The organism is Vibrio sp. 10N.222.46.A1, assembly GCF_041473595.1.
GTDB classification, from domain to species: domain Bacteria; phylum Pseudomonadota; class Gammaproteobacteria; order Enterobacterales; family Vibrionaceae; genus Vibrio; species Vibrio tasmaniensis_A.
In genome coordinates, this window is record NZ_JBFRSN010001750.1 from 1 (window position 1) to 409 (window position 409).

1 pseudogene is annotated in these 409 nt (G+C 52.3%); it reads right to left on the reverse strand.

The window, feature by feature from the left end:
* A pseudogene (locus AB4496_RS29160) lies at positions 1 to 409 on the reverse strand (PTS fructose transporter subunit IIC); the annotation flags it as partial.

A 409-nucleotide genomic window follows, 5' to 3' on the forward strand; every position in this document is an offset into this window, starting at 1 on the left:
GCTTGTACTGGCGCTTCAACCATGTCTTCTTCGGTTTCAACCGCGACAGGTTTCCAGAAGCCAACGATAACCGCTGTGGTTAGCGAGCCAAGTGCAATACCGACCACGTACATTGGAATGTTGCTTGATACTGGCGCTGTGATTAGGCCGCCCCAAGGTGCGTGTAGTAGAACGTCTGTCATGAAGCCGAATACACAGCCCACGATACCACCGGCAACGATTGAAGGAAGTACGCGCATTGGGTCGTTCGCTGCGAACGGGATAGCACCCTCAGAGATACCGATAGAACCCATGATTGCCGCTGCTTTACCTGCTTCTTGCTCTTGTTTAGAGAACTTATTTTTGAATAGGAACGTCGCCAGTGCCATGCCTAGAGGTGGTGTACAAATCGCGATGCCTACGCCGCCCA